The organism is Flavobacterium petrolei (assembly GCF_003314435.2).
Taxonomy (GTDB): domain Bacteria; phylum Bacteroidota; class Bacteroidia; order Flavobacteriales; family Flavobacteriaceae; genus Flavobacterium; species Flavobacterium petrolei.
Genome location: NZ_QNVY02000006.1, coordinates 136,171 through 156,375, shown reverse-complemented (window position 1 = coordinate 156,375; position 20,205 = coordinate 136,171). Strand labels below are relative to the sequence as shown.

At 33.8% G+C, this 20,205-nt stretch carries 29 protein-coding genes; 3 read left to right on the top strand and 26 right to left on the bottom strand.

Annotated elements, in window-relative coordinates:
- Positions 1-70 precede the first annotated feature (70 nt).
- A complete protein-coding gene (locus DR871_RS15200) occupies positions 71-1,579 on the top strand; it encodes a sodium:solute symporter (RefSeq protein ID WP_113666982.1) in 1,509 nt (502 codons plus the stop codon).
- Positions 1,580-1,676: 97 nt separating this feature from the next.
- Here DR871_RS15200 and DR871_RS15195 read toward each other — a convergent pair whose 3' ends face one another.
- Positions 1,677-2,042, bottom strand: a complete 366-nt coding sequence (locus tag DR871_RS15195; RefSeq protein WP_091173917.1) for a CoA-binding protein — start codon at positions 2,040-2,042, stop codon at positions 1,677-1,679.
- A 146-nt stretch (positions 2,043-2,188) separates the two neighbouring features.
- Between DR871_RS15195 and DR871_RS15190 the strand changes: the two genes are divergently transcribed.
- Entirely contained in the window at positions 2,189-2,818 is a 630-nt protein-coding gene (locus DR871_RS15190; RefSeq protein ID WP_091173749.1) for a MarC family NAAT transporter, read from the top strand.
- 59 nt (positions 2,819-2,877) lie between these two features.
- Here DR871_RS15190 and ctlX read toward each other — a convergent pair whose 3' ends face one another.
- The 4 genes from ctlX to eno all read right to left on the bottom strand — a co-directional run bounded on the left by ctlX (position 2,878) and on the right by eno (position 7,600).
- Positions 2,878-3,813, bottom strand: coding sequence for a citrulline utilization hydrolase CtlX (ctlX, locus tag DR871_RS15185; RefSeq protein ID WP_113666981.1), 936 nt, complete (start codon positions 3,811-3,813; stop codon positions 2,878-2,880).
- Between the two features lie 75 nt (positions 3,814-3,888).
- The gene (locus DR871_RS15180) at positions 3,889-4,803 is read right to left on the bottom strand and encodes a dimethylarginine dimethylaminohydrolase family protein (RefSeq protein WP_113666980.1); all 915 of its coding nucleotides are present in this window, start codon (positions 4,801-4,803) and stop codon (positions 3,889-3,891) included.
- A 65-nt stretch (positions 4,804-4,868) separates the two neighbouring features.
- The gene (locus tag DR871_RS15175) at positions 4,869-6,152 is read right to left on the bottom strand and encodes a citrate synthase (RefSeq protein WP_113636682.1); all 1,284 of its coding nucleotides are present in this window, start codon (positions 6,150-6,152) and stop codon (positions 4,869-4,871) included.
- A gap of 155 nt (positions 6,153-6,307) precedes the next feature.
- The gene (gene eno / locus DR871_RS15170; protein WP_113666979.1) at positions 6,308-7,600 is read right to left on the bottom strand and encodes a phosphopyruvate hydratase; all 1,293 of its coding nucleotides are present in this window, start codon (positions 7,598-7,600) and stop codon (positions 6,308-6,310) included.
- Between the two features lie 367 nt (positions 7,601-7,967).
- Between eno and DR871_RS15165 the strand changes: the two genes are divergently transcribed.
- The gene (locus DR871_RS15165; protein ID WP_113666978.1) at positions 7,968-9,305 is read left to right on the top strand and encodes an erythromycin esterase family protein; all 1,338 of its coding nucleotides are present in this window, start codon (positions 7,968-7,970) and stop codon (positions 9,303-9,305) included.
- A gap of 79 nt (positions 9,306-9,384) precedes the next feature.
- Here the strand turns inward: DR871_RS15165 and carA are convergent, their stop codons facing one another.
- The 21 genes from carA to rpmC form a co-directional block, all read right to left on the bottom strand.
- Positions 9,385-10,485, bottom strand: coding sequence for a glutamine-hydrolyzing carbamoyl-phosphate synthase small subunit (carA, locus tag DR871_RS15160; RefSeq protein ID WP_113666977.1), 1,101 nt, complete (start codon positions 10,483-10,485; stop codon positions 9,385-9,387).
- A 375-nt stretch (positions 10,486-10,860) separates the two neighbouring features.
- A complete protein-coding gene (rplQ, locus tag DR871_RS15155) occupies positions 10,861-11,346 on the bottom strand; it encodes a 50S ribosomal protein L17 (RefSeq protein WP_113666976.1) in 486 nt (161 codons plus the stop codon).
- A gap of 31 nt (positions 11,347-11,377) precedes the next feature.
- On the bottom strand, positions 11,378-12,370 hold the full coding sequence (locus DR871_RS15150) for a DNA-directed RNA polymerase subunit alpha (protein ID WP_039110214.1): 993 nt from the start codon (positions 12,368-12,370) through the stop codon (positions 11,378-11,380).
- Positions 12,371-12,391: 21 nt separating this feature from the next.
- Positions 12,392-12,997: a 30S ribosomal protein S4 gene (gene rpsD, locus DR871_RS15145; RefSeq protein ID WP_113636693.1), complete on the bottom strand. Its 606-nt coding sequence runs from the start codon at positions 12,995-12,997 to the stop codon at positions 12,392-12,394.
- A 92-nt stretch (positions 12,998-13,089) separates the two neighbouring features.
- The gene (gene rpsK, locus DR871_RS15140) at positions 13,090-13,473 is read right to left on the bottom strand and encodes a 30S ribosomal protein S11 (protein WP_024981527.1); all 384 of its coding nucleotides are present in this window, start codon (positions 13,471-13,473) and stop codon (positions 13,090-13,092) included.
- A gap of 8 nt (positions 13,474-13,481) precedes the next feature.
- Positions 13,482-13,856 (bottom strand): 30S ribosomal protein S13, encoded by a 375-nt coding sequence (gene rpsM, locus DR871_RS15135; RefSeq protein ID WP_091203660.1) that lies wholly within the window; start codon positions 13,854-13,856, stop codon positions 13,482-13,484.
- Positions 13,857-13,858: 2 nt separating this feature from the next.
- Positions 13,859-13,975, bottom strand: coding sequence for a type B 50S ribosomal protein L36 (gene ykgO, locus DR871_RS15130; protein WP_008992256.1), 117 nt, complete (start codon positions 13,973-13,975; stop codon positions 13,859-13,861).
- Between the two features lie 12 nt (positions 13,976-13,987).
- Entirely contained in the window at positions 13,988-14,203 is a 216-nt protein-coding gene (gene infA, locus DR871_RS15125; protein ID WP_007136545.1) for a translation initiation factor IF-1, read from the bottom strand.
- 4 nt (positions 14,204-14,207) lie between these two features.
- Positions 14,208-15,554: a preprotein translocase subunit SecY gene (secY, locus tag DR871_RS15120; protein ID WP_113666975.1), complete on the bottom strand. Its 1,347-nt coding sequence runs from the start codon at positions 15,552-15,554 to the stop codon at positions 14,208-14,210.
- A gap of 13 nt (positions 15,555-15,567) precedes the next feature.
- Positions 15,568-16,020, bottom strand: a complete 453-nt coding sequence (gene rplO, locus DR871_RS15115; RefSeq protein WP_066081007.1) for a 50S ribosomal protein L15 — start codon at positions 16,018-16,020, stop codon at positions 15,568-15,570.
- A gap of 11 nt (positions 16,021-16,031) precedes the next feature.
- A complete protein-coding gene (rpmD, locus tag DR871_RS15110; protein ID WP_035668100.1) occupies positions 16,032-16,214 on the bottom strand; it encodes a 50S ribosomal protein L30 in 183 nt (60 codons plus the stop codon).
- 12 nt (positions 16,215-16,226) lie between these two features.
- Complete coding sequence (gene rpsE / locus DR871_RS15105) at positions 16,227-16,754, bottom strand: 30S ribosomal protein S5 (RefSeq protein ID WP_035668102.1); 528 nt, start codon at positions 16,752-16,754, stop codon at positions 16,227-16,229.
- A gap of 6 nt (positions 16,755-16,760) precedes the next feature.
- On the bottom strand, positions 16,761-17,111 hold the full coding sequence (gene rplR, locus DR871_RS15100) for a 50S ribosomal protein L18 (RefSeq protein ID WP_039110219.1): 351 nt from the start codon (positions 17,109-17,111) through the stop codon (positions 16,761-16,763).
- Positions 17,112-17,122: 11 nt separating this feature from the next.
- Positions 17,123-17,665: a 50S ribosomal protein L6 gene (rplF, locus tag DR871_RS15095; RefSeq protein WP_091173708.1), complete on the bottom strand. Its 543-nt coding sequence runs from the start codon at positions 17,663-17,665 to the stop codon at positions 17,123-17,125.
- A gap of 18 nt (positions 17,666-17,683) precedes the next feature.
- Positions 17,684-18,082 carry a 30S ribosomal protein S8 gene (rpsH, locus tag DR871_RS15090; RefSeq protein WP_026707006.1) on the bottom strand — a complete coding sequence of 133 codons (399 nt, stop codon included), beginning with the start codon at positions 18,080-18,082 and terminating at the stop codon, positions 17,684-17,686.
- A 123-nt stretch (positions 18,083-18,205) separates the two neighbouring features.
- Positions 18,206-18,475, bottom strand: a complete 270-nt coding sequence (gene rpsN, locus DR871_RS15085) for a 30S ribosomal protein S14 (RefSeq protein ID WP_007136553.1) — start codon at positions 18,473-18,475, stop codon at positions 18,206-18,208.
- Between the two features lie 3 nt (positions 18,476-18,478).
- On the bottom strand, positions 18,479-19,030 hold the full coding sequence (gene rplE / locus DR871_RS15080; RefSeq protein WP_113666974.1) for a 50S ribosomal protein L5: 552 nt from the start codon (positions 19,028-19,030) through the stop codon (positions 18,479-18,481).
- Between the two features lie 2 nt (positions 19,031-19,032).
- Positions 19,033-19,347, bottom strand: coding sequence for a 50S ribosomal protein L24 (rplX, locus tag DR871_RS15075; protein ID WP_035668111.1), 315 nt, complete (start codon positions 19,345-19,347; stop codon positions 19,033-19,035).
- 12 nt (positions 19,348-19,359) lie between these two features.
- Positions 19,360-19,728 carry a 50S ribosomal protein L14 gene (gene rplN, locus DR871_RS15070; RefSeq protein ID WP_026717863.1) on the bottom strand — a complete coding sequence of 123 codons (369 nt, stop codon included), beginning with the start codon at positions 19,726-19,728 and terminating at the stop codon, positions 19,360-19,362.
- Between the two features lie 2 nt (positions 19,729-19,730).
- On the bottom strand, positions 19,731-19,991 hold the full coding sequence (gene rpsQ, locus DR871_RS15065; protein WP_091173701.1) for a 30S ribosomal protein S17: 261 nt from the start codon (positions 19,989-19,991) through the stop codon (positions 19,731-19,733).
- A 17-nt stretch (positions 19,992-20,008) separates the two neighbouring features.
- Positions 20,009-20,194 carry a 50S ribosomal protein L29 gene (gene rpmC / locus DR871_RS15060; RefSeq protein WP_091203666.1) on the bottom strand — a complete coding sequence of 62 codons (186 nt, stop codon included), beginning with the start codon at positions 20,192-20,194 and terminating at the stop codon, positions 20,009-20,011.
- Positions 20,195-20,205 lie beyond the last annotated feature (11 nt).

Below are 20,205 nucleotides of genomic sequence, written 5' to 3'. Positions count from 1 at the left end.
GTTCGGGATAGATAATTTGAAAATTTGAAGATTATTTATGTAATTTGGCCAAATACAATATTTACACAATATGACTCCATTTGCCATTCTAGCGCTAATTATAATCTACTTCGGAATTCTTTTTTTGATTTCGCATTTTGTTAGTAGAGAAGACAGCGGCAACGATGCTTTTTTCAAAGCCAATAAAAATTCCAAATGGTATTTAGTCGCTTTTGGAATGATTGGAACAGCACTTTCCGGTGTGACTTTTATTTCTGTTCCGGGAGAAGTTGGTTCTCCAAATGGGGAGCAATTCAAATACTTTCAGTTTGTTCTGGGTAATGCGATTGGTTTCATCATAATCGCAAAAGTATTGCTACCGTTGTATTATCGGATGAATTTGACTTCGATTTACGGTTATATAGAACACCGATTAGGAATATATTCTTATAAAACTGCTGCAACTATTTTCCTGATTAGCAGAACCATTGGATCGGCATTCCGGTTGTATCTTGTTGTAATTGTTTTGCAACGCTTTGTTTTTGACTTTTATGGAATCCCATTTGCCGTTACGGTTCTGATTTCGCTGGCTCTGATATTTGCTTACACGTATCGAGGCGGATTGAAAACCATTATTATTACAGACACTTTACAAACCTTTTTCTTAGTTTCTTCAGTCTTTTTAACGATTTTCTTTATTTGCCGAAGTTTAAACTTAAATGTTTTTGAAGCTTTTGAAGCAGTAAAAAACAGCAATTATTCTAAGGTATTCTTCTTTGAGGATTTTGTATCGAGTAAGTTTCATTTTGTAAAACAAATTCTGGGAGGAATCTTTGTAACTATTGCCATGGTAGGTTTGGATCAGGATTTAATGCAGAAAAATCTGAGTTGCAAAAACATTGGCGAAGCACAAAAGAACATGTTTACGTTCACCGGAATATTTGTATGTATCAATATTTTTTTCCTCAGTGTAGGCGCTTTACTTTACATCTATGCTACTAAAAACGGAATAGAAGTTCCTACCGATTTAGTTACCGGAAAACCCAGAACTGATTTACTGTTTCCCGAAATTGCGTTTAACCATTTGACATTAATTCCTTCGGTTATTTTCTTGTTAGGATTAACCGCAGCCACATTTGCTACGACGGATTCCGCATTAACTGCTCTAACAACTTCGTTTTGTGTGGATTTTTTAGGAATGGATAAAACCGAAAATATAAACAAGCCAAACGTAGTTAGAAACAGACATCTTGTACATATTGCATTCTCGTTTCTAATGTTTTTGGTGATAATATTTTTTAATACTATTAATGACAGTTCTGTAGTAGGAATGATTTTCAGAGTGGCTTCCTACACGTATGGACCGCTTTTGGGATTGTATTGTTTTGGATTATTTATAAAATCAAAAATGGTAAAAGACAAATTTGTACCTATCATTTGCTTATTGTCTCCTGCTGTAACGTACTTTATTAGCGAAAATTCTAAAGCATTATTTTTTGGATATGTTTTCGATAACGAATTGATTATCGTAAACGGGCTAATCACTTTTCTAGGGTTGTTATTAATCAGCAAAAATGCCACTTCTGAAACGCGATTCTAGTTTTTAGCCCAGATAGCAGCGACATCCTTTTCTTGTTCCGTTTTTTTTTAACGGGACAAGAAAAGATATAGCGTATAGCTGGAATAGCTCCTGAAAATTAATATTGATTGGTAGCTAACAAAACTAATGTACAAGCTACTTCTACTTTAATATCATTCAATTTCAACAATTGATAGAATTCTGGATTTTCAGTACCCGGATTGAAAATAACACGTTTTGGTTTTGCTTCGACGATATAATTGTAATAATCGCGTTGACGTGTTGGGTTTAAATATAAGGTAACAGTATCGATATTTTTTAATGGAATGGCTTTAGTCTGGATTTTCACTCCTGCAACTTCACCAGCATTTTGGCCTAATGCAAGAACGGAATGCCCTTTTTCTACTAACATATTTACGGCTTTGAAAGCGTAGCGCTCTGGTTTAGTTGTCGCTCCAAGAACCAATGTTTTTTTATTCTTTATCATTTTCTATAATTGTATTTGGCAAAAGTAATCAAAAAGGTTTATCCGTTTAGCAATTTTAAGGTTTACTTACACCTGCAATAAAAAACATTCGCCTAACATTAAAAAACAAAAAAAGAGTATTTTTACACTCTTAAAAATAAAATATGGATCTATTTATTTATCTTTTTGTTGCCCTTTTTTCCGTTTTAAACCCTATCGGAACCGTTCCCATTTTTGTGGGTCTTACCCAACACGACTCTAAAAAAGAGCGTTCCAGAATTTCTTTATGGACTGCGATAAATGTATTTATCATTCTTATCGTCTCGTTTTTTATCGGGCAATATGTATTACTTTTTTTTGGAATCAGCATTGATGCGCTCCGAATTGCAGGTGGAATTATTATCGTGAGTTCCGGTTTTTCATTGCTTTCAGGAAAATTCACTAAGAAGCGTGGTATTAATAAAAAAGCAGAAACTGACGCACAACAAAGAAACGATATCGCCTTGACGCCGCTTGCAATCCCAATGCTTGCTGGACCTGGATCTATTTCTCTACTTATTGCTTTTTATCAGGAACACAATACAACTATGGAGATTATCATTTCTTCAATTGCTATTCTTGCGATTGCAGTAACCATTTTTCTTATTCTAAAAAGCGCTCATTATTTAGCAAAAATTCTTGGAGCATCCGGAATTGTGGCGATATCAAGAATTGTAGGTTTTATTGTAATTGCGATAGGAATTCAATATATAGTAAGTGCTATTATAAATATTATAAAAGGGAATCTTTCTTAAACTTAAATTACAACCATAAAAAAACCGGATATGATTTAGAATCGTATCCGGTTTTCTTTTTAATTTCTCGGTAAGAAAATCTCTGCCATCATACATCTGGCGCTTCCTCCGCCACAAGCTTCAATCGTATCCAAACTCGAACTCAAAATTCCAGCATGTTTTTCTAATTGCTCTATTTGTTTTGGAGTCAAACTTTGATGAGCAGCCGTACTCATAACCAAATATCGTTTGTCATTTGCTCCGCGAACTTCAAGCATATTTCCCGCAAAATTGTTCATCTGAGCTTCAGTAATTAGAATGATTTCTTTTCCGTTTTCTTTCAGATTGTCCAAAACCATTTTGCGTTCTTTTTTATCATCGATACAATCCGAACAAATTACCGCAAAAGTTTCGCCTAAACACATCATCACATTAGTATGATAAATTAGTTTTCGCTCTGAATCAACCGTTTGAAAAGCTTCAAAAATCACTGGTGCATAATCAAAATCCTCACAAAATTCTATAAATAATTCTTCATCCGCTCTAGGAGATAATGCGCAATACGCTTTAGCATTTGCTCTGTCTAAAAGTAAACTTCCTGTTCCTTCTAAGAAAAACCCATCCTCTTCAGCTGAAGTGTAATCTATAATATTATGAATCACAAAACCTTTTTCTTCCAGTAAATCTAAAATTTCCTCACGACGTTCGTGACGACGATTTTCTGCAAACATTGGATATAAAGCCACGTCACCATTCTCGTGAAAAGAAATCCAGTTGTTTGGAAAAACACTATCTGGAGTGTCTGGATTTGATGTGTCATCAACAACGGTAACATCCACACCTACTGCTGTTAGTTTTTCGACAAAAGCATCAAATTCTTGTTGCGCTTTAGCATTTACCGTGGCAGGCAAAAGTCCGTCTAATACTTTTTGGTAATAATTATTTACTGCCGTTTGTTCGTTCATTCTAAACGCAACTGGGCGAATCATCAATATGGAATTTGTCGTTTGTTTCATATAATTTTAGTTTAAAGTTTAATAGCTTAAAGTTTAATGTTGAGCAACATTAAACTTTAAACCTTAAACAAATATTTATTCTCTAATCAAAGGCAAAGTAGAACATCGCAACAATCCTTCTTGTTTTGCAATTTCTGAATATGGAATTTCTTCTACGATAAAACCATTTGCACGCAACCAATTGTTAAGTCGGGTAAAATTTCTTTCCGAAACGACAACATTCGTATCGATTGAAAAAACATTGGAATTCATATTATACATTTCGTCTCTGGTAATATGGAATAAGTTTTCCTTTCCAAACAGATTCACTAGAAACAAATAATCTGCTTCTTCACGGAAACCATTTTTATAAATAATCCCTTTATCGTTTCCAACCGGTTGAAAACAGCAATCTAAATGCAATGCATTGTCACGAGCTTCAATTTTAGATTTTACCAAATCGAATTCTTTGACTATTTTATTTGGAAATAAATCTTTTATGTATTGCACTCCTTGTACATTCGTTCTTGCCGTAATGTAATCTTTGTAATCACTTCCTTTATAGGTTCCAATGAAAATATAATCGTTCCACAACATCACATCACCACCTTCTATATGCACTTCCTCTGGAGGACGAACTACTTTTTTAGGATTAATTTGGTCAATTATATATTGGATTGCATCAAGTTCGCGTTCTCTGTCTGGCAAAATATTTGATTTTACAAAAACATCATCAATCACGAAACCAATGTCTCTGGTGAATATCTGATTGTAATTCTCAATCATTTCCGGACGATAAACAGTCACATTATATTTTTTTAACACACTGGCAAATACTTCCATTTCACGCACCATATCTTTCTCGACTGGATAGGTACCTGCTAAAATATGCTCTAATGATTTTGGATCATAAGCCTCTTCAACCTTTGGCGTAGGTCCATTATTAACTGCTGAACCCAGAACTACTACTCTAAGTCTTGAAGTTTCATTCTTTATATTTAATTCTAACATGTATTTTTAGCTTTTGGCAAATATAAAAAAAGCTCCACAAATTAGTGAAGCTTTTTAAACTGATTTTATCTTTTATCTGTTGGTACAAAATCCCTTAAAGGGTGCCCCGTGTAAACTTGTCTAGGCCTTCCAATAGGCTCCTTATTTTCACGCATTTCTTTCCATTGTGCGATCCAACCCGGTAAACGACCTATTGCAAACATTACAGTAAACATATCTGTAGGAATTCCTAATGCTCTGTAAATAATTCCAGAATAGAAATCTACATTAGGATATAAATTTCTTGATTTGAAATATTCATCTTCTAAAGCTGCTTCTTCAAGTTTCTTTGCAATGGCAAGAATTGGATCTTCAACACCTAAAGTTGCTAAAACTTCATTAGCTGCTTTTTTGATGATTTTTGCTCTTGGATCAAAATTCTTGTAAACTCTGTGACCAAAACCCATTAAACGGAAAGGATCATTTTTATCTTTGGCTTTAGCCATATATTTATCAGCATCTCCACCATTTCTGTGGATTTCTTCCAACATTTCAAGAACTGCTTGATTGGCTCCTCCGTGTAATGGTCCCCAAAGTGCAGAAACTCCTGCAGATATTGAAGCAAATAATCCTGCGTGAGACGATCCTACCATTCTCACTGTAGAGGTAGAACAGTTTTGCTCATGATCTCCGTGAAGAATAAACAATTTATCTAATGCATCAATAACTACTGGGTTTGCCGTGTAAGGTTCTGTAGGTAATTCAAACATCAAACGCATGAAGTTTTCTACATAACCTTTTGTATTATCGTAATAATTCAAAGGATAACCCATGCTTTTTCTATAAGTCCAAGTTGCTATAACCAGGAATTTACCCATAGTTTTACAAACCGCTTCATACATTTCTTTTTCATTATCAACATTCACTGATTTAGGATTGAATGCTGTCAATGCACTTGTCAAAGCTGCTAAAACACCCATTGGATGTGCTGTTTTAGGAAAACCATCAATGATGTTTTTCATTTCTTCATTGACCAAAGTGTATTTTCTAATATCCGTTTCAAATTGCGCTAACTGCTTAACAGTTGGCAATTCTCCAAAAATTAAAAGATACGATACTTCAAGAAAATCTGCTTTGTCTGCTAAATCTTCAATAGAATAGCCTCTGTAACGAAGAATTCCTAACTCTCCATCTAAAAAAGTGATGTCACTTTTACAAGATCCTGAATTTTTATAGCCCGGATCTAGTGTTATTATACCGGATAAATCACGTAATTTGTTAATATCGATGGCAACTTCATTTTCACTTCCTACAATTATAGGCAGTTCAATTTTCTTTCCATCAATTTCTAATGTTGCTGTTTTTGACATAATATATTTGAAAATAAACTTTTAAAATAATAATTTCTCAAATCTAAGGAATTAAACACTAATTAAAAAGAGAATAACACAATGAAATTGTTAAATATTACACAAAAAAGCCACTCACACAAGGCGAGTGGCTTATAAAAAAATATCGTAAGAATTTATTTTATTTTAAAAGCGGCTTTACCAGGGAAATACGCTGAATTCCCTAATTCTTCCTCAATTCTCAATAATTGATTGTATTTAGCCATACGATCTGAACGAGAAGCTGAACCAGTTTTAATTTGACCACAGTTTAACGCTACTGCTAAATCAGCAATCGTGTTATCTTCTGTTTCTCCTGAACGGTGTGACATTACTGAAGTATAACCTGCGTTTTTAGCCATATTAACAGCTGCAATCGTTTCAGTCAAAGTTCCAATTTGGTTCACTTTAATAAGAATTGAATTAGCGATACCTTTTTCGATACCAGTTGACAAACGCTCCACATTAGTAACGAATAAATCATCTCCAACTAACTGAACTTTATCACCAATTTTTTCTGTAAGCAATTTCCATCCATCCCAGTCATTTTCATCCATTCCATCTTCAATAGAAATAATAGGATATTTAGCTGCTAATTCAGCCAGATACTCCACTTGTTCTTCAGAAGATCTAATTTTACCTGTTTCTCCTTCAAATTTAGTGTAATCGTATTTTCCGTTTACATAAAATTCTGCAGCAGCACAATCTAAAGCAATCATGATTTCATCCCCAAAAGTATATCCTGCATTTTCAACAGCTTTTTTGATTGTATCCAAAGCATCTTCAGTTCCTCCAGCAAGATTTGGTGCAAAACCTCCTTCGTCACCTACAGCAGTAGAAAGTCCTCTGTCATGTAATACTTTTTTCAAGCTGTGAAAAATTTCAGTTCCCATTTGCATGGCATGAGAAAAAGAAGTTGCTTTTACCGGGAAAATCATGAATTCTTGAAATGCAATAGGAGCATCAGAATGAGAACCTCCATTAATAATATTCATCATTGGTACAGGCAAAGTATTTGCCGAAACACCACCTACGTATCTGTATAATGGCAATCCCAATTCGTTAGCAGCAGCTTTAGCAACAGCCAAAGAAACTCCTAAAATTGCATTTGCTCCTAAGTTTGATTTATTTGGAGTACCATCTAAATCAATCATAGTTTGATCGATTAGATTTTGTTCGAAAACAGAAACTCCTACCAGTTCTTCAGAAATAATGGTATTCACATTTTTCACCGCATTCAAAACTCCTTTTCCAAGAAACGCTTTTCCTCCATCGCGTAATTCAACCGCTTCGTGCTCTCCAGTTGAAGCCCCAGATGGTACTGCCGCTCTTCCTAAAACACCATTGTCTGTAATTACATCTACTTCTATTGTAGGATTTCCTCTTGAATCAAAAATTTGTCTTGCGTGAATCTTGATAATTATACTCATAATACTAAAATTTAAATTTTGAATTACAAATATATTCTATCTTTTGGAATGATTTTATGAAAATAATGAATGTTATTAACGAAAACGTTATAATTTTTTTACAAACAGAACATTTAAGCTTTTTAAGGAATTTATTTTTACACTATGTGTTATTTTTCTGTTTTTTGTTTAAAATAAATTCAAAAAAATTTACCGCACAGATGCTAAAATTAACCAAAGTGATTAAAAATTAAATTTAACATTGCTAAAATAATGATTTTCAATTATTTAAACTAATTTTATATAATCCTCTAAAAAAGATATAGAACTTTTTTACACCCTGCTTTCTAAAGAATATTTAAAGTCTCAATTTTTAAATTAAAATCTGATGGAAACTTTCAAAACAACCAACAACAACATTAATTATGATGCGATTATATCATTATTAAAAAGAACTTCTTTACCTCTAGAAAACCCTACCGATTTAGATCCGTTAATGAATTACATCGGAGACGCAAAATATGTACTTTTAGGAGAAGCTTCACATGGAACACATGAATATTATACTTGGAGAGCAAAAATTTCACAACGTCTACTTCAAGAAAAAGGATTTAGTTTTATAGCTGTTGAAGGTGATTGGCCAGATTGCTATCGTTTAAATCGTTTTGCAAAAGGATATTTAGATTCTGGCAAAGATATATTAAACGTACTCACTGAATTTAAAAGATGGCCAACTTGGATGTGGGCAAATTGGGAAATTGCAGCATTTATTGACTGGCTCAAGATTTATAATGAAAGCTTTCCTGTTGATGAAAGAATAGGTTTTTATGGTCTGGATGTATACAGTTTTAGAGAATCCATGAATTCTATAATTCAATATTTAGAAAAAAACGATCCAAAAGCATTAGCAATAGCAAAAACTGCAATGAAATGTTTTGAACCTTACGGCAAAGATGAAGGACAATCTTATGCAAGAGCTTCTTCTTTTATCCCAGAATTATGCGAGAAAGAAATCATACACATGCTTACCGAAATTCTCAGAAACGTTCCTAATTACAATCATGATTTAGAGAATGTTTTAAGCATAGAACAAAATGCTTTCGTGACCAGAAATGCGGAAAAATACTATCGGGCGATGATAAGAAGAGGCTCGGCTTCTTGGAATATTCGTGACGAACATATGGTTTCCACTATAGATAGGCTAATGAAATTCCATGGAAAAGATGCTAAAATTATCATCTGGGAACATAATACTCACATTGGTGATGCACGCGCTACAGATATGGCATCTGAAGGAATGGTAAATGTGGGACAATTGCTAAAGGAACAACATACTGAAGACGGTGTTGTTGCAGTGGGATTTGGATCATTTAAAGGCAGTGTCATTGCAGGAAGAGAATGGGGAGATTCTATGCGAAAAATAAAAGTTCCAGAAGCAGTTGAAGGAAGCTGGGAACATGCTTTTCACATTGCAAACAATGGACAAAATAGATTATTATTAATGAATAAAGTAAAAGATGAAAAATGTCTTTCATCACTCATAGGACATCGTGCAATAGGAGTTGTTTATAATCCTGAACACGAAAGATTTGGAAATTATATTCCTACAATACTCCCAAAAAGATATGATGCTTTTATATTTATTGATGAAACTAACGCTTTACATCCCATAAATATTGAAGTTAATAGAAATCAAATCCCTGAAACTTATCCTTTCGGTATGTAAATTATTACATAAAAAAAGGTTTGAATTATTTAAAAGTCAAACCCTTTTTTTATACCTAATATTGGAAGACATCCAAATATTAACCTTTTATATTCTCAATGAATTGATCAAACAAGTAGGAAGAATCGTGAGGACCAGGACTTGCTTCTGGATGATATTGAACTGAAAAACAGTTTTTATTTTTCACACGCATTCCTGCAACTGTAACATCATTTAGATGAAGATGAGTAATCTCTAAATCAGGATGATTATCTAATTCTTCTTTATTTACCGCAAAGCCATGATTTTGAGAAGTAATTTCACCTTTTCCGGTAATGATGTTTTTCACGGGATGATTGATTCCTCTGTGCCCATTGAACATTTTATAAGTCGAAATTCCGTTAGCTAAACCAATCACTTGATGTCCGAGACAAATTCCAAATAAAGGCTTATCATTTTTAAGAATTTCTTTGGCTACTTGAATCGCTCCAGAAAGAGGTTCCGGATCACCAGGACCATTAGATAGAAAATAACCATGAGGATTAAATGCCGCTAAATCTTCAAAAGAAGAATCAAAAGGAAATACTTTTATATAACAATCTCTTTTTGCAAGGTTACGAAGTATATTCATTTTAATTCCTAAATCAAGTGCTGCAATTTTATAAGTAGCATTTTCATCACCAAAAAAGTAAGGTTCTGTTGTTGAAACTTTAGAAGCCAATTCTAAACCTTTCATGTCTGGAACCTTTGATAATGCAATTTTAAGTTCTTCAATAGGAGTTTCATCGGTACAGATTACAGCATTCATAGCTCCGTTGTCACGAATATAACTTACAAGTGCACGTGTATCTACATCAGAAATACATATTAAGTTTTGTTTGATAAAATAATCTTCTAAACTCCCCGAAGCATCTTCACGAGAATAATTGAAGCTGAAATTTTTACAAATTAAGCCAGATATTTTAATGCTTTGTGATTCAACTTCTGAATCGTTTACCCCATAATTTCCAATATGTGCATTAGTTGCTACCATCAATTGACCAAAATAAGAAGGGTCAGTAAATATTTCTTGGTAACCTGTCATTCCTGTATTAAAGCAAACTTCTCCAAAAGTAGTTCCACTGATTCCAATAGATTTTCCGTGGAATATAGTTCCGTCACTTAATAAAAGAATTGCTTTTTGTCGTGTTGTATATTTCATGTGTAGTTAAATATTTTGCAAATTTAATTTTTTAAAACAGTGAATCCAATGTTTTTTAAAAATTTATGTTTTTCAGGTTTTCCTATTTAAGGAAAAAGTTTTAAACTAGCCCCGATTACTTCACTTAGTTGTTATTTTTATAGTAGTTCATCGAACTTTGTTTGAAGTGGAAATCCTCTTTCTTTTTTTTTTAAAAGAGAAAGATTACTTCACTTAATATTCATTTTAAGCAGAGTTCAGTGAACTTCGTTTGCAACTGAAATCCAAAAAACTAGTTCTTAAAAATTTAAGATATCTTGCTCCGAAAAAATCAAAAAAAAAGGATAAACTATAAATAGCTTATCCTTGATTTTTATTGAATGATTATTTTCATAATTACTCAGCAGTCTCAGTAGTTGTTTCAGTTTCAGTAGCTGGAGCTTCAGTAGCTTCATCTTTCTTAGCTTTACCACCACGACGGCTTTTTGCTTTTTTAACTTCTTTTTTACCACCATTGTAAAGATCATTGAAATCTACTAGTTCGATCATTGCCATATCAGCATTATCTCCTAGACGATTTCCAACTTTAATGATACGAGTGTATCCACCTGGACGGTCTCCTACTTTAGCAGCTACGTCTCTGAACAAGTCAGTTACAGCATATTTGCTACGCAAGTAAGCAAAAACGATACGACGATTGTGAGTCGTATCTTGTTTTGATTTTGTTATTAAAGGCTCAACGAATTGTTTAAGCGCTTTTGCTTTAGCAACAGTAGTGTTAATACGTTTGTGCTCAATAAGAGAACAAGCCATATTAGCTAACATAGATTTTCTATGCGCAGTCTGTCTGCTTAAGTGATTGAATTTTTTTCCGTGTCTCATTGCTATGTAAATTTAAACCTTGCGGCTTAGATTATTCTTTATCTAGTTTGTATTTTGCTAAATCCATACCGAAGTTCAAATTCTTAACTGCAACAAGTTCATCAAGCTCAGTTAAAGATTTTTTACCAAAATTACGGAATTTCATTAGGTCATTTTTATTGAACGATACTAAATCACCAAGTGTATCAACTTCAGCCGCTTTCAAACAATTTAATGCTCTTACAGAAAGATCCATATCAACAAGCTTAGTTTTAAGCAATTGTCTCATGTGCAATGACTCTTCATCATATGATTCTGTTTGTGCAATTTCGTCAGCCTCGAGTGTAATTCTTTCATCAGAAAACAACATGAAGTGGTGAATTAAAACTTTTGCAGCTTCAGTAAGAGCATCTTTAGGATTGATAGAACCATCAGTTTTTATTTCAAAAACTAATTTTTCGTAATCTGTTTTTTGCTCTACACGGAAGTTTTCAATAGCATATTTTACATTTTTTACCGGGGTAAAAATTGAATCTGTAAAAATAGTTCCAATTGCAGCATTCTGCTTTTTGTTCTCTTCAGCAGGAACATAGCCTCTACCTTTTTCGATTGTTAAATCGAAATTAAGTTTGATTTTACTGTCTAAATTACAGATAACTAGTTCTGGATTCAAAACTTGGAAACCTGAAATAAATTTTTGAAAATCACCAGCTGTTAATTGGTCTTTACCTGAAACAGAAATAGTAACTGATTCATTATCGATGTCTTCAATTTGACGTTTGAAACGTACTTGTTTAAGATTAAGGATAATTTCGGTAACGTCTTCAACAACTCCTGAAATAGTAGAAAACTCATGATCTACACCTTCAATGCGAACAGATGTAATTGCATAACCTTCTAATGCTGAAAGCAAAACTCTTCTAAGTGCATTACCAACGGTCAATCCGTAACCAGGTTCTAAAGGTCTGAATTCAAATTTACCTTCAAAATCGGTTGAATCGATCATGATAACTTTATCGGGCTTCTGAAAATTAAATATTGCCATAAATTTCGACTAAGTCAATTATTATTTGTTGTACAACTCTACGATTAATTGTTCTTTAATGTTTTCTGGGATTTGAAGTCTCGCAGGTACAGAAACGAAAGTACCTTCTTTGATATCATTATTCCAAGTAATCCATTCATAAACATGACTTGAATTAGATAAAGAACGTTCGATAGCTTCTAAAGATTTAGATTTTTCACGAACTGCAACTTTATCACCAGGCTTAAGGTGGTAAGAAGCAATATTTACAACATCACCATTAACAGTAATGTGTCTGTGAGAAACAAGTTGTCTAGCTCCTCTTCTAGAAGGGGCAATACCCATTCTAAAAACAACGTTATCTAGTCTTGCTTCACACAATTGTAAAAGAACTTCACCAGTAACACCTTTAGTAGCTGATGCTTTTTTGAATAAACCTCTAAATTGTTTTTCTAAAATTCCGTAAGAATATTTAGCTTTTTGTTTCTCCATTAATTGGATCGCAAACTCAGATTTCTTACCTCTTTTTTTAGCCATCCCGTGTTGTCCGGGTGGATAATTTCTTCTTTCGAAAGCTTTGTCGTCTCCGAAAATTGCTTCGCCAAATTTACGGGCGATTCTTGTACTTGGACCAGTATATCTTGCCATTTTAAATTGTTTAAGATTGAGGTTATGAATTCAGGTCTTATCCTTCAATAACCGATATTCAATCTAGGTTATACTATAATTATTTTTGAGTATTAAACTCTACGTCTTTTTGGAGGACGACATCCGTTGTGAGGCATTGGAGTAACATCGATAATCTCTGTAACTTCTATTCCACCGTTATGCAAAGAACGGATAGCAGACTCACGTCCGTTTCCTGGTCCTTTTACATACACTTTTACTTTTTTTAGTCCAGCTTCAAGAGCTACTTTACTACAATCTTCTGCTGCCATTTGGGCTGCGTATGGAGTATTCTTTTTAGAACCTCTAAAACCCATTTTACCAGCTGAAGACCAAGAAATAACTTCACCTTTTTTGTTTGTCAAAGAAATGATGATATTGTTAAAAGTAGCAGAAATATGAGCTTCTCCCGTTGATTCAACGATAACTTTACGTTTTTTTGCAGTTGCTTTAGCCATATTACTTATTATTTAGTTGCTTTTTTCTTGTTGGCAACAGTTTTTCTTTTACCTTTTCTTGTTCTAGAGTTGTTTTTAGTTCTTTGCCCTCTTAATGGAAGACCAGTTCTATGACGGATACCTCTATAACATCCAATATCCATTAAACGTTTGATGTTTAAAGAAACTTCAGAACGTAATTCTCCTTCAATTTTAAAAGTTGATACCGCCTCACGAATTGCTCCGATCTCGTCATCATTCCAATCTTGAACTTTTTTATCTTGGCTAACTTGAGCTTTCTCTAAAATCTCAACAGCTCTACTTTTTCCTAATCCAAAGATGTAGGTAAGTGCTATAACACCTCTCTTGTTTTTTGGGATATCTACCCCTGCTATTCTTGCCATAATTATCCTTGTCTTTGTTTAAATCTAGGATTCTTTTTGTTTATTACGTACAATCTCCCTTTTCTTCGCACAATTTTGCACTCGGGACTTCTCTTTTTTACTGAAGCTCTAACTTTCATTTTGAATATCCTTTAATATCTATAAGTAATTCTTGCTTTTGACAAATCGTAAGGGCTCATTTCTAGTTTCACTTTATCACCAGGTAATAATTTGATATAATGCATACGCATTTTTCCAGATATATGGGCGATTACAATATGTCCATTCTCTAATTCTACACGGAACATTGCATTTGATAATGCCTCAATGATTGATCCGTCTTGTTCTATTGCTGATTGTTTTGCCATAAAGTTAAGCTACTGCTTTTCTATTTTTACCACTTTTCATTAAACCATCATAATGCTTGTTCAACAAGTATGAATTGATTTGTTGCATTGTGTCTATGGCAACTCCAACCATAATTATTAATGAAGTACCTCCAAAAAACATTGCCCAAGATTGTTGAACATCCATAACACTCACAATTATTGCTGGGAACACAGCGATTAGAGCAAGAAATAAAGATCCTGGAAAAGTTATTAAAGACATCACTTTGTCAAGATAATCAGAAGTTTCAACTCCCGGTCTAATGCCTGGAATAAAACCACCACTTCTCTTTAAATCATCAGACATTTTATTAGTAGGAACGGTAATGGCTGTATAAAAGAAAGTAAATACAATAATTAAAGTTGCAAATACAAAATTATACCAAAACCCAAACATATTACTAAAAGCGCCAACGATAGATTGTGATGCATCAGATTTAGACAATCCGGCTAAAGCAGCTGGTATAAACATAATTGCTTGAGCAAAGATAATTGGCATCACCCCTGAAGCATTAAGCTTTAAAGGAATCCATTGTCTATTGCCATTCAACATGTCTTGTTCGAAATCACCTGATGTTGTACGACGAGCATATTGGACAGGAATTCTTCTTACCGCCATAACTAAAAGTACACAACAAATAATAACCAATAACCAGATGATAATTTCGATAACCAACAACATTGGACCACCATTATTATTGGTAACCCTTGTTGTAAACTCTTGAATAAAAGCTTGAGGTAATCGCGCCAATATACCAACCATAATCAACAGTGATATACCATTTCCAATTCCTTTATCAGTAATTTTTTCTCCCAACCACATGGCGAAAATTGTACCTGTAACTAAGATTACTACTGAGGAAAATAAGAATTCAAAAGAATTGAATCCCAATAAAAATGCATTACTAGGTAATGTTCTGTACAAATTGTAGATATAAGTTGGACCTTGAACTAAAGTAATTCCAATTGTTAACCAACGAGTAATTTGATTAATCTTTTTTCTACCACTCTCTCCATCACTTTGCAGTTTTTGTAAATAAGGAATCGCAATTCCCATTAACTGAACGACAATAGAAGCAGAAATATAAGGCATAATACCTAAAGCAAAAACGGAAGCTTGTGAAAAAGCACCTCCAGTAAACATATCAAGAATTGAACCAATTCCTTCTTTTGTCTGCCCAGCTAAATTACCTAATTGAGTAGCATCAATACCTGGTAGGGTCACTTGTGCCCCAAAACGATAAACTAAAAGTAAACCTAACGTTATTAGGATTCTATTCTTAAGTTCTTCGATTTTCCAAACATTACTTATTGATTCAATAAATTTCTTCATCTTAATTGAAAAATTACATTGTTACAGCTTCTCCTCCAGCAGCTTCAATAGCGGCTTTTGCAGTAGCAGTAAATTTGTGAGCGGTTACTTTTAATTTTGCTGTCAATTCACCTCTACCTAAAATCTTAACGATTTCATTTTTAGTAGCTAAACGATTAGCAACATAAACTGTCATATCAACAGTATCTTTAATAACACCATTGTCAACTAAAAGTTGAAGTGTATCAAGATTTACACCTTCGTAATCTTTACGATTGATGTTTGTAAAACCAAACTTAGGCACACGTCTTTGAAGTGGCATTTGCCCACCTTCAAAACCAATCTTTTTAGAATAACCAGAACGAGATTTTGCTCCTTTGTGACCTCTTGCAGAAGTACCACCTTTTCCAGAACCTTCTCCTCTACCTAATCTTTTATTTTGATTGTGTGTAGAACCTTCAGCAGGTTGTAAGTTACTTAAATTCATAACAGTATTTGTTATTTAGTTTCTTCAACAGAAACTAAGTGTTTAACTTTATTTATCATCCCAAGGATTGTAGGGTTTGAATCATGCTCTACAACTTGTCCCATTTTACGTAGACCTAAAGCTTCTAATCCTCTTTTTTGAGTAAGAGGACAGTTGATTTTGCTTCTAACTTGTTTTACTAATAATTTAGCCATAATTTCCTTGAATTAACCTTTAAAAACTTTTTCTAAAGAAACACCTCTTTGTTTTGCAACAGTATAAGCGCTTCTCATTTGTAATAAAGCATCAAAAGTTGCTTTAACTACGTTGTGAGGATTTGAAGATCCTTGAGATTTAGATAATACATCATGAATTCCTACTGACTCAAGAACTGAACGAACAGCTCCACCAGCAATAACTCCTGTACCATGAGAGGCAGGAATTAAGAATACACGTGCACCACCAAATTTACCTTTTTGTTCGTGAGGAACTGATTGACCATTCAAAGGAATTTTTACTAAATTTTTCTTAGCATCTTCTACTGCTTTCGCAATTGCTTCAGAAACATCTTTAGATTTTCCTAATCCGTGTCCAACCACTCCATTTTCATCACCTACAACTACAATAGCAGAAAAACCGAAAGCTCTACCACCTTTTGTAACCTTAGTAACACGATTTACACTCACCAAACGATCTTTTAATTCAAGACCACTTGGTTTTACTAACTCTACATTCTTGTATTTACTATTAGACATACTATATTAGAATTTAAGTCCAGCCGCTCTTGCGCCTTCCGCTAATGATTTAATACGTCCGTGATATAAATAACCTCCTCTATCGAAAGTTACTACGTCTATCCCAGCTTTTAAAGCTTTTTCAGCAACTAGTTTTCCAACTGCTGTAGCAACTTCAATGTTCGTACCGTTACCTATTTCTTTTTCTCTTGAAGAAGCCGCCAACAAAGTAACTCCGTTTACGTCATCAATAAGTTGAGCGTAAATTTCTTTATTACTTCTAAATACAGATAGTCTTGGATTAGTAGCAGTACCACTAATTGTCTTTCTAATTCTGAATCTAATTCGTTGTCTTCTTTCAGGTTTTGTTAATGACATAATCTTATTTTTTAAGCTGATTTACCTGCTTTTCTTCTTAATACTTCACCTACAAATTTAACACCTTTTCCTTTGTACGGCTCAGGCTTACGGAAACCTCTGATTTTCGCAGCTACCTGACCTAAAAGTTGTTTGTCAAATGATGTTAATTTAACAATCGGGTTTTTACCTTTTTCAGATATAGTTTCTAAAGTTACTTCTGGAGCAATTTCTAAAACTATATTGTGAGAGTAACCAAGTGCTAAATCTAACTTTTGTCCTTGATTTGAAGCTCTATAACCAACTCCTACCAATTCTAATGACTTAGTAAAACCATCTGTCACACCGATAATCATATTATTGATTAAAGATCTGTACAAACCGTGTTTTGCTCTTTGGTCTTTGTGATCAGACGATCTGTCTACTTGAACTAGATCCCCTTCAACTGTTACAGTCACGTCCGAAAACTCCTGAGTTAGTTGACCATTTTTTCCTTTTACCGTAATAATACCATTAGCAACTGAAACAGTTACTCCTGCTGGTATTGTTACTGGGCTTTTACCTATTCTTGACATCTTATATAGTCTTTAAAATTAGTATACGTAACAAATTACTTCGCCACCAACATTCAATTGCTTTGCTTTCTTTCCAGTCATTAAACCTTTAGAAGTAGAAACAATAGCAATTCCTAAACCGTTAAGGATTCTAGGAATACTTGAAGAACTTGAATATTTACGTAAACCTGGTTTACTAATTCTTTGGATATCTTTAATTACTGACTCTTTAGTATCTTTATCATACTTCAAAGCGATTTTGATTGAACCCTGAACAGCGTTGTCTTCAAATTTGTAACTCAAGATATAACCTTGATCGAATAAGATCTTAGTTATTTCTTTTTTTAGATTAGACGCAGGAATTTCGACAACCTTGTGGTTTGCAGCCACAGCGTTACGAACTCTTGTCAAATAATCTGCAATAGGATCTGTATACATATGTATTAATTTGCGGTCTTGGTTTTCAACAAACGATTTGTCGAACCTTAAACCAATTTATAAATATTTATGATACAGACAAAACGCAAGTTAAGTCTGTATCAGAACGTAATAAATTACGTCTTACCAAGATGCTTTTTTAACACCAGGTATCAATCCGTTATTTGCCATTTCACGAAATGTAACACGTGAAAGACCGAATTGACGCATATATCCTCTTGGTCTACCTGTTAATTTACAACGATTGTGTAAACGAACTGGTGAAGCATTTTTTGGTAACTTTTGCAAACCTACGAAATCTCCAGCTTCTAACAAAGCTTTTCTTTTCTCAGCATACTTAGCAACTGTTTTTTCTCTCTTAACCTCGCGGGCTTTCATTGATTCTTTAGCCATGTCTTAATTCTTTTTAAAAGGTAATCCTAATTCCGTCAATAGAGACTTTGCTTCTTTATCAGTTTTCGCAGTAGTTACAAAAGTGATATCCATACCTGAAATTTTGTTTACTTTATCAATATCAATTTCAGGGAAAATGATTTGTTCCAAAACTCCTAGGTTATAATTTCCTCTTCCGTCAAAACCAGTAGCTTTAATACCACTGAAATCTCTTACACGTGGCAAAGACGAAGTAATAAGTCTATCTAAAAACTCATACATTCTTTCTCCACGCAAAGTAACTTTTGCTCCAATAGGCATCCCCTTTCTCAATTTGAATGACGCAACGTCTTTCTTTGAAATAGTAGATACTGCTTTCTGTCCAGTGATCTTTGTTAACTCATCAACTGCATAGTCAATTAGTTTTTTATCAGATACAGCTGCACCAACTCCTTTACTTAAAACGATTTTTTCCAATTTTGGAACTTGCATTACGTTTACGTATCCGAATTCCTCTTTAAGAGCAGCAATTACTCTGCTCTTATATTCTTCTTTTAGTCTAGGTATATACGCCATTACTATAGTACTTGATTAGATTTTTTTGAAAATCTTACTTTCTTATCTCCTTCTACTCTAATACCAACTCTAGTTGTTTCCTTAGTTTTAGGATCAATTAAAGAAATATTAGATATTTGTATAGAAGCTTCTTTCTTTACGATACCACCTTGAGGGCTTTTTGCACTAGGTTTCGTGTGTTTCGAAACCATGTTTACACCTTCAACAATCGCTTTGTTCTTCTCACGGTAAACACGTAAAACTTTACCTTCAGCACCTTTATGGTCTCCAGCAATTACTCTTACAATGTCGCCTGATTTTATTTTTAGCTTTATCATCTTAAAAACGAATTAAAGCACTTCTGGTGCTAATGATACAATTTTCATGAATTGTTTTTCACGAAGTTCTCTTGCTACTGGACCAAAAACACGAGTTCCTCTCATTTCACCAGCAGCATTCAATAACACACATGCGTTGTCATCAAATCTAATGTATGAACCATCGGCTCTTCTTACTTCTTTTTTGGTACGTACAACAACTGCAGTTGAAACAGCTCCTTTTTTAACGCTTCCGTTAGGAGCAGTATCTTTTATAGAAACTACAATCTTGTCACCAACAGAGGCATACCTTCTTTTGGTACCTCCTAAAACACGGATAGTTAAAACTTCCTTTGCTCCAGTGTTATCTGCTACTTTTAGTCTTGATTCTTGTTGTACCATAATTATTTAGCTCTTTCTAAGATTTCAACTAACCTCCAACATTTTGTTTTACTTAAAGGACGCGTTTCGCTAATCCTTACAGTATCTCCAACGTTACAGTCGTTCATTTCGTCGTGTGCGTGATACTTTTTAGTTTTCAACACGAACTTACCGTATAATGGGTGTTTTACTTTACGTACTTCAGCAACAACAATAGATTTATCCATTTTGTCAGAAGTAACAACACCAACTCTTTCTTTTCTTAAATTTCTTTTTTCTTCCATCTTTCAGCAGACTACAGTTATTGTCTTTTAGTAAGTTCGGTAGCCAATCTTGCAACTGTTCTTCTCACACTTCTAATTTGAAGTGGATTCTCAATTGGTGAAATAGCGTGAGCCATTTTTAGATCAGCATATGTTTTCTTAGTCTGGCTAAGCTTTTCTTGCAACTCTGCTGCAGAAAGATCTTTTATTTCTGATTGTTTCATAATATAATATA

Coding starts and splice junctions, on each gene's coding strand:
- rpsE (WP_035668102.1), bottom strand. CDS start 16,754: ATGTCTAATAGTAAATACAAGAATGTAGAGTTAGTAAAACCAAGTGGT.
- DR871_RS15150 (WP_039110214.1), bottom strand. CDS start 12,370: ATGGCAATATTTAATTTTCAGAAGCCCGATAAAGTTATCATGATCGAT.
- rpsD (WP_113636693.1), bottom strand. CDS start 12,997: ATGGCAAGATATACTGGTCCAAGTACAAGAATCGCCCGTAAATTTGGC.
- rplO (WP_066081007.1), bottom strand. CDS start 16,020: ATGAATTTAAGTAACTTACAACCTGCTGAAGGTTCTACACACAATCAA.
- rpmC (WP_091203666.1), bottom strand. CDS start 20,194: ATGAAACAATCAGAAATAAAAGATCTTTCTGCAGCAGAGTTGCAAGAA.
- rplQ (WP_113666976.1), bottom strand. CDS start 11,346: ATGAGACACGGAAAAAAATTCAATCACTTAAGCAGACAGACTGCGCAT.
- ykgO (WP_008992256.1), bottom strand. CDS start 13,975: ATGAAAGTTAGAGCTTCAGTAAAAAAGAGAAGTCCCGAGTGCAAAATT.
- rplF (WP_091173708.1), bottom strand. CDS start 17,665: ATGTCAAGAATAGGTAAAAGCCCAGTAACAATACCAGCAGGAGTAACT.
- DR871_RS15180 (WP_113666980.1), bottom strand. CDS start 4,803: ATGTTAGAATTAAATATAAAGAATGAAACTTCAAGACTTAGAGTAGTA.
- eno (WP_113666979.1), bottom strand. CDS start 7,600: ATGAGTATAATTATCAAGATTCACGCAAGACAAATTTTTGATTCAAGA.
- infA (WP_007136545.1), bottom strand. CDS start 14,203: ATGGCAAAACAATCAGCAATAGAACAAGACGGATCAATCATTGAGGCA.
- ctlX (WP_113666981.1), bottom strand. CDS start 3,813: ATGAAACAAACGACAAATTCCATATTGATGATTCGCCCAGTTGCGTTT.
- rpsQ (WP_091173701.1), bottom strand. CDS start 19,991: ATGGAAGAAAAAAGAAATTTAAGAAAAGAAAGAGTTGGTGTTGTTACT.
- rplX (WP_035668111.1), bottom strand. CDS start 19,347: ATGATAAAGCTAAAAATAAAATCAGGCGACATTGTAAGAGTAATTGCT.
- rplE (WP_113666974.1), bottom strand. CDS start 19,030: ATGGCGTATATACCTAGACTAAAAGAAGAATATAAGAGCAGAGTAATT.
- rpsN (WP_007136553.1), bottom strand. CDS start 18,475: ATGGCTAAAGAATCAATGAAAGCCCGCGAGGTTAAGAGAGAAAAAACA.
- carA (WP_113666977.1), bottom strand. CDS start 10,485: ATGAAATATACAACACGACAAAAAGCAATTCTTTTATTAAGTGACGGA.
- DR871_RS15190 (WP_091173749.1), top strand. CDS start 2,189: ATGGATCTATTTATTTATCTTTTTGTTGCCCTTTTTTCCGTTTTAAAC.
- secY (WP_113666975.1), bottom strand. CDS start 15,554: ATGAAGAAATTTATTGAATCAATAAGTAATGTTTGGAAAATCGAAGAA.
- DR871_RS15200 (WP_113666982.1), top strand. CDS start 71: ATGACTCCATTTGCCATTCTAGCGCTAATTATAATCTACTTCGGAATT.
- rpsK (WP_024981527.1), bottom strand. CDS start 13,473: ATGGCTAAAGCAACTGCAAAAAAACGTAAAGTTATCGTTGAATCAACG.
- rpsM (WP_091203660.1), bottom strand. CDS start 13,856: ATGGCAAGAATAGCAGGGGTAGATATCCCAAAAAACAAGAGAGGTGTT.
- rplN (WP_026717863.1), bottom strand. CDS start 19,728: ATGGTACAACAAGAATCAAGACTAAAAGTAGCAGATAACACTGGAGCA.
- rpsH (WP_026707006.1), bottom strand. CDS start 18,082: ATGTATACAGATCCTATTGCAGATTATTTGACAAGAGTTCGTAACGCT.
- DR871_RS15165 (WP_113666978.1), top strand. CDS start 7,968: ATGGAAACTTTCAAAACAACCAACAACAACATTAATTATGATGCGATT.
- rplR (WP_039110219.1), bottom strand. CDS start 17,111: ATGTCATTAACAAAACCTGAAAGAAGACAACGAATTAGATTCAGAATT.
- rpmD (WP_035668100.1), bottom strand. CDS start 16,214: ATGGCTAAATTATTAGTAAAACAAGTTAGAAGCAAAATCAACTGTCCT.
- DR871_RS15175 (WP_113636682.1), bottom strand. CDS start 6,152: ATGTCAAAAACAGCAACATTAGAAATTGATGGAAAGAAAATTGAACTG.